Source organism: Microbulbifer halophilus, from assembly GCF_026183675.1.
GTDB lineage: Bacteria > Pseudomonadota > Gammaproteobacteria > Pseudomonadales > Cellvibrionaceae > Microbulbifer > Microbulbifer halophilus.
Genome location: NZ_JAPIVK010000033.1, coordinates 1 through 12,164, shown reverse-complemented (window position 1 = coordinate 12,164; position 12,164 = coordinate 1). Strand labels below are relative to the sequence as shown.

Sequence of the window (12,164 nt, the reverse complement as noted above, 5' to 3'; positions counted from 1 at the left end):
AGAGACGAAGGATGAAGATGAAAGCACTGGATTACACCTTGATCGGCCTGCTGACGGGAATCACTCCGCCGCTCACTGCGCAAGAAGCCGCCCGTACAACGCCGGAGGCCGAGGTCGCGATAGATGGGACACCGGCATTCGACTGTGCCGACGGAGTCTGCGAGGGAGAAGAAGGCGTACTGTTAAAGGTACAGACCCGCAGTTATGACAGCCCCGTGACCCGGGGCACCAGTGAACACTCTTCCGGGGAGGATCTGCAGCCGGACCGGCGCGTGGCCGTGGCCCGGATGCAACCGGGCCGCGCCTCTGCCAGCGGCAACTTCTCCGCACCACTGCCCAACGGCGGTATTGTCTGGGCGACCGAAGACCCCGTGCTCGGCCTCCCGGAACTGTCGATATCCAGTCCCCCGGTAGTAGCATTCGACGGCCAGCAGATTGTCGATACAGTGCATTTTATGGTGCGCAGCAACTACCCGGCGTTTATCAAACATTTCGAGATCAATATCTACCGCGGCGGCGATAGCGATCTGGTGGACCCCATCGTCACCCTTCCGGTGCCCGTCGCGGCAGTCAGCGAAACGGAATGGGATGGCTCGCTGCCGGCGCGCTACCAGTTCCGCGCCGGCGATGAACTGGTCTATGTACTGCGCGCCTACGGCGAAGACGGGCACTACGACGAGACCTATCCGCGCACCCTGCAATTAGTGCGACCCGAGGAGGCGGCCAGTGCCAGCCAGCGCCTGCGACGCAGCGCTGCCTGGGACCTGAGCACGGCACTCACCAACGATGAAGCCGAAACCCAGAGCCTGCTCGAGCAGGTGTTTTCCGCCAACGGATTGCACCGGCAGACCATTCCCGTCTATGGCTCCCGCGTTCGTATCCAGGGCCGCGATATTCCCCGCAACCAGAGACTGTCTATCAATGGCAACAGCTACCCGGTGGACTTCGAGGACCAGTTTGTGGCCGAGTTTCTGATGCCCGTGGGGCGGCATTCATTCGATATCGCCCTGCAAAATACCGGCGAGGGCGGTGAAACCTCACACCACCAGTTGGGTGTGGATGTCACCGGCCGCTATTTTTTCGGCGTTGCCATTGCCGATATCACCATTGCCGAAAACGATATCAATGGCTCCATGGACCCCTTTCTGGTGGACGAGCACTACGATGATGACATACTCACCGACGGGCGCCTGGCTTTCTACCTGAAGGCCAAAACCCGCGGTAAATACCTGATCACCGCCCAGGCCGACACCACCGAAAAAGAGCTGGAAGACCTGTTTGACGATTTTACCCAGGCAGACCCCCGGGACGTGTTCCGACGCCTGGACCCGGACCTCTACTATCCCACCTACGGCGACGACTCCACCACCTACCGGGATGTGGATACCCAGGGGCGCTTCTATTTCCGCGTGGACTGGGACAAAAACCAGGCACTCTGGGGCAACTACGCCACCGGCCTTACCGGGACCGACTATGCCCAGTATGTGCGCTCCCTCTACGGCGCCGCATTCAGTTGGAGCTCTCTCGGCATCAATGCCTGGGGCGACTCCAACAGCGAAGTGCGCGTGTTCGGCTCGCAGCCGGAAAGTGCACCGGGCCACAATGAATTTCTCGGCACTGGCGGCAGCCTCTACTACCTGAAACACACCGATATCCTGCCCGGCTCCGACGTGGTGGTACTGGAAATCCGCGATCCCACCACCGGGCGGGTAGAGAAACGGGTAAACCTGGAGCGCGGCGCCGACTATGAGATCGATGAGCTGCAGGGCCGCATCATCCTCACCCGCGCACTGTCGCAGATTACCCGCCAGAATGTCCCCACCCTCACCCGCGACGAACCGCTGGACGGCTTCGAACAGCGACTGATCGTCGATTACGAGTGGGTGCCATCGGATTTCGACGACGATGAGATGACCCTCGGCGGCCGCGGCAAGCAGTGGTTCGGCGACCATGTCGCCCTGGGGGCCACCTATGTGGACGAGAACCGCGCCGGGGAAGACTACGAACTCGCCGCCGGCGACCTGACCCTGCAGGCGGGCAAGGGCACTTACCTCAAGGCGGAATACTCCCACACCGAATCCTTCTCCGCGCCCTCGCTCTTCTCCGACAACGGCGGTTTCAACTTCGCGCTGCTCAACGACCCGCTGGAACCGGGTCACCTGGAGGGCGACGGCAAGCTGGTGGAAACCCGTGCCAACTTCCGCGAGCTGGGCTGGACGCAACAGCAGTGGAGTGCCGGCGCCTGGTGGCGGGAGACCGAGCCCGGCTTTGCCGCGCGGCGCTACGATACCGGCCTGGGCATTACCGAGTACGGCGCCGAGGTGCTCGGCGACATCCTCCCCAATCTCACCCTCTACGCCCGCCACAGCGACAGGGAAAACGGCCCCGACACCTTTAACCAGACCCAGGCCAACTTGCGCTGGAGAATCGACGACCGCAACGCCCTCGGCGGCGAGATCCGCCACGTGGACGAAGACAGCTTCGCCAGGGATGGCTCCGGCCTGCTCGGGGCGGTCGAATACAGCCACCTGTTCGGCAGCTCGCTGGAGCTCTACGGCCTCCTCCAGGGCTCACTGGAGGAGAGTGGCGACTACGAGGACAACAACCTGGCCGGCGTCGGCACCCGCTACCAATTCGGTAATGCCTCCTCCGCAGGCGGCGAGATCACCAGCGGCGACCGCGGCGACGCGGTGACCCTCGACGGCGAGTATCGTGTCAACCCGGACTACGATATCTACGCGGGTTATACCTACGCCATCGACACCGTCACCTACTCCACCGACACCACCGAATATTCATCGCTATTCCACCCCGACCGCGAGAGCGGCTGGACCTTCGGCCAGCGCATTCGGCTGTCGAACCAGGTCAGCCTGTTCAACGAGAGTCAGTACCTCAAGGAGCCGAACCAGACCGGTCTTGCACACACCTTCGGCATGGACTTTTACCCGGCAACAGGCTGGAACCTCGGCTACACCCTGCAATCCGGCGACTTGGTCGATATCGACAACGGCAAGGTAGACCGCAAGGCGGTGAGTATCCGCGGCGGCAGGAGATCTCCCCACACCGACTGGCAGAGCAAGATCGAATGGCGCAAAGACACCGGCTTCGAACGGCGCACGCAATGGGTGAGTACCAACCGCGTCGCGCACAAGATCAACGAGAGCTGGCGTGTGGCCGGCCGCCTGAACTACTCGGAAACCGACGACGACCTGAACCCGGAAGCCGGCGCGAAGTTTGTCGAGGGCAACTTCGGTTTTGCCTGGCGTCCCTGGGACAGCCAGCGCTGGGGCCTGTTCGGCCGCACCACCTACCTCTACGATCTGGCGACCCTGGAACAGTGGGGCGGCGCCGGCTACGATCAGAAAACCTCTATCGCCGCCTTCGAGGGCGTGTATAAATTCAACCCGAAGTGGGAGTTTGCCGCCAAACTCGCCCGGCGCGAGGGCGAGGTCCGAATGGGCCGCGGCAGCGGCCCCTGGTTCGATTCGGCCACCAGCTTTAGCGCCGTGCAGTTGCGCCGCGACCTGGGCCACTGCCGCCTGATGGCGGAATACCGCTGGCTGGATGTCGAGGACGGGGGCACCCGCGACGGCGGACTGGTAAGCTGTGACCGCAAGATCACCGACCATTTCCGCATGGGTATCGGCTACAACCTGACAGATTTCAGTGACGACCTGACGGATTTCGATTACGACCACCAGGGTGGGTTCATCAATTTTGTGGGGTCCTACTGACCACTAATGTGGAGCATTGAGGCAATGGCTGGACAATCAATAAAAGTAATTTTTTCGCGCGGGCGGCAACAGTCTCGGCTTTGGGGATGTGCCCTGCTGCTCGCCGGCCTCTGGGGTTCCGGAGCCCAGGCACAGACCTGCGGCACCATGTACCTGGGCCAGAATAACCCCACCGACCTGATCGAAATCGATCACTCGACCAATCCCTTTGTCTTCAACACCCTCGGGACCGCGACCCTGACCCACAACGCCCTATCCTTTCGGCCGGCAAACGATACCCTCTACGCTATCGAAAGCGGCACCAATACACTCCTGCAAGTCAATATCGATGGTACAACGACCTCTCTGGGGCCTGTTGCCGGCCTGCCCGACCCGCCGGCCGGCAATGCCTATTTCGCCGGTGCCTTTGCCGCGGATGGCTTCATGTATGTTGGTGGCAGCCTCGACGACACCAACACAGTGTATCGCATTGATGTAGACGCCCCGAGCGCCACCGCGGTTCCACTCAGCGAGTCGGTAAACCTGATTGACCTGGGTTGGCACGATGGCCTCTTTTACTTCGTGGACAATGCCGACGACGTATTCAAGTCCCTGGATCCCACCACGGGGACAATTACCACCATCGGCACCAGCGCTTTCGGCACCACAGGCGCGATGTTCAGTGCGACCAACGGTGTCTTCGGTTCGCGCAATGACGGCAGCGGCTTCTACCAGTTCGATATCGACACCGGCGAGCCGACCCTGATTTCCAGCTCTCCGGGATCCTCCCTGAACGACGGCGCCAACTGCCTGACCTCGGCGATAGAGTTCGAAACGGACATCGCCGTAACCAAAACCGACAACAGTCTGATTTATACGCCCGGAACCGATGTGACCTACGACATAGTGGCGAGCAATAACGGCCCCTTTGGCATACAAAACGGTATGGTTGACGATCCGCTTCCCGCCGGAATCACCACGGCCAGCTGGACCTGTACCGGTTCCGCCGGTGGCGTCTGTGGCACCGCCGGCGGAACCGGCGCCATCAATGACAACCCCGACTTGCCACCGGGAGGTAGCGTTACTTACAGCTTCACCATTACCGTGCCCCCGGACTATACCGGCGACCTGGTCAATACCGTCACAGCGTCGCTGCCCGATGGCTTCACCGACCCGACACCGGAAAACAATACGGCCACCGATACCGATCAGCGCGTGCCCTCCGTTACCCTCGTAAAAATCTCCGAGAACGGCGTGGACACCTTTTCCTTTACCGGTACCAACGGCTTTGATCCGGAGGACATTACCACCACCACTGCCGGCTCTCCAGCGACCGGCACCACCCAGTTCCTCGACGCTCCGGACACGGAGACCACCATCACCGAGTCGATTCCCTCTACCTATGAGCTGACCGATATCAGTTGCACCGGCCTGGGTACCGGCGGTACTTTCACCACCGACCTGGGTGCCGGTACCGTGACCCTGGACGCCGCCGCCACCGCGGCTGACTCCGATATCGAGTGCACCTTCACCAATGACCGGCTGAACACCGACCTGGCGGTAACCAAGAGCGCCTCGCCGGACCCCGTACTGAGCGGCGAGGTACTGACCTACACCATCACAGCGGAAAACCTGGGCCCGCGGGACGCCGACAACTCGCTGCTCACGGACACTCCGGACGCCAACCTGGATTGCTCTACGCCCAGCACCACGGTCACCTGTACCGCCGCTGGCGGCGCAACCTGTCCCGCCGATCCCATACTGGTCGCCGACCTCACAGGCGCCGGGGTCACGATTCCATCACTGCCGGTGGGTAGTCAGGCGGAATTCACTTTGCAATGTACGGTGAATGCCACTGGGCTATAGTAGGCCGCGCGTAAAGATTAGCAAGACCCTTAACAAATCATTAGTTGAAGGAAAGTAAATTCGTGAATCCTATTGAACTTGTCAAGATTCTATAGCGACTCTGGTCGCATCGAATGGTGATCTTTAAGCTTTAAATGCAGTATTGAAAGGTGCAGGAGCATGGCGATTAACGAAACCGCCATGCTTGCAATTTCATGGTAGAGCCTTGACATCAATCCACAGCGACACTCTTGTATGAAACTCCCATCAACCTTTCCAGGTAGAGTGACATTAGCTCTCGATCAAATTCCGGCTCCTCGATACCACTTCCTCGAAGGAATTCAGCTACATTGTCACATTTCCAGCGGTAAGTATTCTGATATAACTCCACAGTTGAAAGGCCGTCATACATGTTATCCCTAAACAGGCTTAAAAGCGGATAGAGAGGAGAATCACTATCGTTCTCCCAAAGGTTTCGCCAAGATTTATAGGGAATAACTTTGAAATTAAAATCAAAATAATTATCCAGCTTATTGAAAAATTCTTTTAACGTCAGGTTGTTTTCATCGCGGTGAATCAGGTTAAACTTCTTCCCTATGGCTTCAGGATTTCGAGTGATGAATGAAATAGCACGAACCATATAATCGACAGTAGTTAGGCCTTCTCTCAGTTGGTCCAAATCCGGTATCGCATTGTAATCTATACAGGATTTGACAAATCTTCCCCACCACTGGTAATCGGCACATAGTCCCGTCTGACTATTCAAAGTTGCATACCCCAAACGAAAGGTCATCAGGGGCAGACCATTATCGGCAGCCAGGTCAGCAACTTTTTCCATAACCCACTTACTGCGAACATAACCAATATCAGTTACAACCGCTGGCAAGTTCTGATCGATATCATCATCTTCTGAAACAACTTTTTTTCCCGTGTGTATATGCCCCCAGCTATAGACAGATATCGTGGAAAACAACATCAAAGGCTTAACTCTATAATCTGATGCAAAAGTTATTATTCTCCTGACTCCCTCGACATTATCGTGCTTCATGTAGGTATAAGGTTGGATAAAGTTCACTGAACTTGCGGAATGATAAACAATATCAATAGTACGGGAGAGCTCCCGATAAACATTCTCCTCCATGCCCAAGTAAGACTCAGAAACATCAGAAGCGTAAACTTCAACTCGGGACACATCCTCTGAACTCAGTCTTATAAGGTATTTCTTTAAAGCATTATCCAATCTTTTTCTTGCGTGAAGATTGTCAATCCCACGCACAAGGCAATGTATTCTGGAATCGGTACTGCTCAATAGTTCTGCGAGCATGTGGGCTCCTACAAAACCTGTGGCTCCAGTCAGTAAGATATTCTCCGGGTCAGAAATTTGCTTTATACTGTATTCTCCAAACTCAATACCTTCAGGTAAAAACACATCATCAGTGAGAGCTATAACCGGCTCCCGGTCCAACGATGTATCAAAGCCTTGCGCCCTGTTGGAGATAGCTTCAGACAACATTCTTACCGTTTTGTATTCATAGATATCCCTGATATAGGTTTTAACCTCAAAAACCTCTGATATAGATTTCATTACACGAGCCGCCAGCAACGAATGTCCTCCTGTATTGAAGAAGTCGTCATCTGGTCCAAACCTTTCTCTTCCAAGAATATTTCTCCAGATCTCTGCTATTTTCAATTCTTCAGGATTAGAAAACTGATTATCGGCAACAGATTTTCTCAGATATTCTTGGTATATCTCAAGCAATGCCGACCTATCTGATTTACCATTTACAGTCAATGGTATTCTATCGATTACAAGGATATCTGCTGGAACCATGTAGCCCGGCAAGTAAGCACTTATTCTATTTCTTAGAGAAATAGAAATATCCAGCATTGAGTCATAGTCAGATTTTTTTACAACAAATGCTATTAACTGCTTTCCTGCCTTATCCGTGTCTTCTGCTATAACAACAGCTCTTTCAACCTCTTCCTGCCCATTCAGGAATGAGGTAATCTCTCCCATTTCAACCCGGTTACCGCGAATCTTTATTTGGTCATCTATACGGCCGATAAACTGTATTTTCCCATTGGAGAGCCACTTACCAAAATCGCCTGTACGGTAAATACGCTTGTTACCAGCTGATGGATGATTAAAAAATTTCTCACAAGTAAGATCTGGATCATGCAAATACCCTCTGGCCAAACAGGTTCCAGCTATGAAAATTTCTCCATGTTCATTTTCAGGGCATACATCGAGATTTTCATCAAGAATATAAATTTCAGTATCAGCCACAGGATACCCTATAGAGTCAGGAACACCCTTACTGGAGCTTTCAACAATATTACATGTAGCAAATATTGTTGCCTCTGCAGGTCCGTAGTAATCCACAACAGAATACGATATGTGATCTGTATTCAAAGGCTGTAGTTTTTCTCCAGCAGTGAACAGATATTTCAAATTCAAACTGTTTGACTTTGAGTTTTTGACAATATCTGGAACCATAGCTGTTGGAACATATGCATGTGAGATTTCATTGCCAGAAAAGAACTCTAATAGTCGACCAGGATCCAATCTAACCTCATCACTGGGTATATACAGGCATGCACCACTGGCCAGTGAAGACCATACCTCCCACTGGAACACATCAAACCCGACACTCGCGGTGGACACCATTCGGCTATCAGCCTTCACAAGGAAGGTTTCATTATGCCACTTAATTATGTTGTCAAGAGATCCATATTCAACGACAACGCCCTTTGGGGTTCCTGTTGTACCGGAAGTGAAAACTACGTACACAGCTTGCGAAGCAGAAACATCTATAGATACAGGTTTTGAATTATAATCATCAGCTATATTTTCTATATAAGCTACTCTGCATCCAGAATCGTCTATATAACCACTTTTTGCCCCACCAGATAACAGGCATATTCTTGCCTTGCTGCATTCCAGAATAGTATTTTTCCGCGGCTCTGGATTCCTGTCATCAACAGGAATATAAATTCCACCCGCTTTCACAATGCCAAGCATGGCAATAACAAAGTATGCAGACCTTTCCGATATTATAGGTACCAGGTCCCCTCTCTTTATATCTGCCTCTATTAGGAAATTGGCAACCGCATTACTTTTTATTCTAACATCATCATAAGTCAAAATATTTGTGTCATCTATAATAACGTTTCCTTTCAGTGCTTCATTATCTCTCCCGCCAAAAAATCCAGAATTAAAAATAAACATATCACCTCTCCATCGCTTATTGTCAGTAGTAGAAAATATTTAACTTACTGCAAAAAGCATTGTACTCTTATAGATGAATGCCGGGGTTTTCAATGACGCCATTATATTTATATTGTTCGGAGAAAAACGGACACAGGCTATTACCCAAAACCACGAATTAAAATATTAAAATCAGGTCTTTACAGGCGTTTAATCACTATCAAGATATTGAAAGCAGAATCTCAAATCCCAAAAATTCCGATTCTCAATAAGAGAACGACCAAGAGCTCAATAATTTTTGACTATTTCTGGTAATTCAAGATGAAAATGAAAAAAGCTTCCTGTTCCCATCTACAAGCCATATTGAACCTGTAACCCCTTCACTCCGGTCAGTTTTCCACCAATCATCACCTGAAACATTGCACTCGCACCTGCCACAGGCCAGACCAGCTATATAGCCTTGTCCCAGAAAAATAAACCTTTGACCTTCTTGCGATTCCGTTGGCTAAGTTCATAACCTTTGTTACAAGTACGCCGAGTACAGAGCCTCTTCAACGAGAGGTGTTCATAGCTATATGAGGTTCGTTTACAGGCCCTTGAAAATATCTACGACGTCTCTGGTATCGTGGTTCTTGATCAAGCCAACCACGTTCCGGTGCTCCCCGGTAATACGACCAGTATTCTGATAGCGGTCTCTTATTCTCTACACCCGTCGGCACAACTAATCTCGATACCGGCTATCAAATCGCTCCAGTTTTTCATCAATGAATATTCCAGACAGGCCAGGTTCTCCTCACAGCCTTGGGATTTCCGGTAGTTACTGGCATATGGATCAGACTTTGACCCGCGGGTTTTATTGCTACGCCTTTCGTTGTAAAAACCACGTTCAGCATTGCAGCCTTCGCTGCCATCACCCCTTGTCGTCTTCACTCATGGAGCAGAAGCTTTCAGCGAAACCCAACCCTGTATCAGGTTTCCCTCAACGCTGAAAGCGTTTATTACGTACTCTCTTAGGAAAAGTCTGCAGAGGCTGAGCGCGAATGAATCACTCAATAACGGTGGATTCGGTATAGATATCTTTCAAATCACGAAGTGGATAAGACACCCCTTCCCGGGTGGCGCCTGTATTTTCAGTAATGGAGCCTCTCCCGCTATTTTCTAGACTACCATTCCGGACTGATCTAGAAGTATTACAGTTCTGTACCGGGATCCCCTATCTACTCCCTCCTAAAGGGCCAAACGCGGCTGGATAGGGAACCGAGTCGCATTCCGACCGTAATGCCCCGGCTTATCCGGAGCACTCACAAGCGCGGTTTGCCATGTCGCACAATCACACCTCGCTTCGCCGGGCCAGGTCCGGCAAACAAAATCGCGACACCACAATAGATTTGCTCACTTATCGATCAGACCATAATTTACCCGCCACCTTTTTAGACTACGGGTCCGGGCTGGCCTAGAACTTTGGATACAGGTAGTACATCCGTTCAGGAAAAACCCTGGTCTAGATCCCCGCCCGAGCGGGGCAAACACGGCTGAACAGGGAAGCCGAGCCGTGGTTATTGCGCATACCGACCGTAGCAACACATCAATTCCCCGCAATCCATTCATGAGGGTCACGGGAAAACACGGTCTCCACGCACGACCACACCTCGCGCCCGAGCCATATCTGGCAATTGACAGGCAAGTAACGAAGCTTGCGCCCCGGAGATCTCACTTATGACGCGAATACCAATCCTTTTATTTATTGCCCTGGCGATGGCTCTCGCCGGCTGCGACGACGATGGTGGTCGATCGGCCAGCAACTCGCAGCTAGGGTTTGCGGATGCGGATGGAGATTCCATCCCCAACGACCGCGACAATTGCCCGCTGACCCCCAATACGGACCAGCAGGACAGCGACAACGACGGCACCGGCGACGCCTGCGATGACGAGCCGGGAAGTGGCGACAGTGACGGCGATGGCGTCGCGGACGACGCAGACAACTGCCCCGATGTCGCCAACCCGAATCAGGAAGACACCGACGGCGACGGCGTCGGCGATGCCTGCGACTCCACCCCCGGCACTATCAACGACAGCGACGGCGACGGCGTCCCGGATGACCAGGACAACTGTCCCGACGATTCCAATCCGGATCAGGCCGACCAGGATGGCGACGGCCAGGGCAATGCCTGCGATTCCGATGACGACGGCGACGGCGTCGACGACGGCAATGACAACTGCCCCATGGCAGCCAATGCCGACCAGACCGATACCGACGGCGACGGCATCGGCGATGCCTGCGACAACGATATCGACGGTGATGACATTGCCAATGGCCAGGACAACTGCCCGACAGTGCCCAACCCCGACCAGGAAGACCAGGACGGCGACGGCATCGGCGATGCCTGCGACTCCGATTCCGACGGCGACGGTATCGACGACGGCAGCGACAACTGCCCCAACACCGCCAACCCGAACCAGTTGGACACCGACGGTGACGGTGTGGGCGACGCCTGCGATGACGACGACGACGGTGACGGCATCGACGACGGCAACGACAATTGCCCGAGCGTACCCAACGCCGACCAGACCGACACCGACGGTGACGGCCAGGGCGATGCCTGCGATAACGACGACGACGGCGACGGTATCGACGACGGCAGCGACAACTGTCCGCTGACACCGAATCCGGGCCAGGAAGACAGCGACGGCGACGGCATCGGCGACGCCTGCGACAGCGACACCGATACCGACGGAGACGGCATCCCCGACCCCTCCGACAACTGCCCGACAGAGCCCAACCCCGGCCAGGAGGACCTGGACGGCGACGGCATCGGCGACGCCTGTGACGACGACGACGATGGCGACGGCATCGACGACGGTGCAGACAACTGCCCCACCACGGCCAACGCCGACCAGACCGACACCGACGGCGACGGCCAGGGCGACGCCTGCGATAACGACGACGACGGCGACGGCGTGGACGACGGCAGCGACAACTGCCCCACCACGGCCAACGCCGACCAGACCGACACCGACGGCGACGGCCAGGGCGACGCCTGCGATAACGACGACGACGGCGACGGCGTGGACGACGGCAGCGACAACTGCCCGCTGGTGGACAATCCCGGCCAGGAGGATCTGGACGGCGACGGGCTCGGTGACGCCTGCGATAACGACGACGACGGCGACGGTGTCGACGACGGCAGCGACAATTGCCCCACCACTGCCAACCCGTCCCAGGAAGACCAGGACGGCGACGGCATCGGCGACGCCTGCGACGACGACCGCGACGGCGACGGTGTGAACAACGATATCGACAACTGTCCGGATACCGCCAACGCCGGCCAGGAAGACCTGGATGGTGACGGCACCGGCGATGTCTGCGACACCGACACCGACGGCGACGGCGTGGACGA

General features: G+C 54.8%; 4 protein-coding genes. 3 read left to right on the top strand and 1 reads right to left on the bottom strand.

Annotated features, from left to right (window positions below):
• Window positions 1–11 precede the first annotated feature (11 nt).
• Entirely contained in the window at window positions 12–3,734 is a 3,723-nt protein-coding gene (locus OQE62_RS15580; protein WP_265722965.1) for a hypothetical protein, read from the top strand.
• A 24-nt stretch (window positions 3,735–3,758) separates the two neighbouring features.
• Complete coding sequence (locus OQE62_RS15575; RefSeq protein WP_265722964.1) at window positions 3,759–5,579, top strand: DUF11 domain-containing protein; 1,821 nt, start codon at window positions 3,759–3,761, stop codon at window positions 5,577–5,579.
• A gap of 211 nt (window positions 5,580–5,790) precedes the next feature.
• On the opposite strand, the gene OQE62_RS15570 is transcribed toward OQE62_RS15575, so the two are convergent.
• Window positions 5,791–8,787 carry an amino acid adenylation domain-containing protein gene (locus OQE62_RS15570; protein WP_265722963.1) on the bottom strand — a complete coding sequence of 999 codons (2,997 nt, stop codon included), beginning with the start codon at window positions 8,785–8,787 and terminating at the stop codon, window positions 5,791–5,793.
• Between the two features lie 1,695 nt (window positions 8,788–10,482).
• On the opposite strand from OQE62_RS15570, the gene OQE62_RS15565 reads away from it, so the two are divergent.
• Window positions 10,483–12,164, top strand: a 1,682-nt coding sequence (locus tag OQE62_RS15565) for a thrombospondin type 3 repeat-containing protein (RefSeq protein ID WP_265722962.1), incomplete at its 3' end; no start/stop codon positions are given.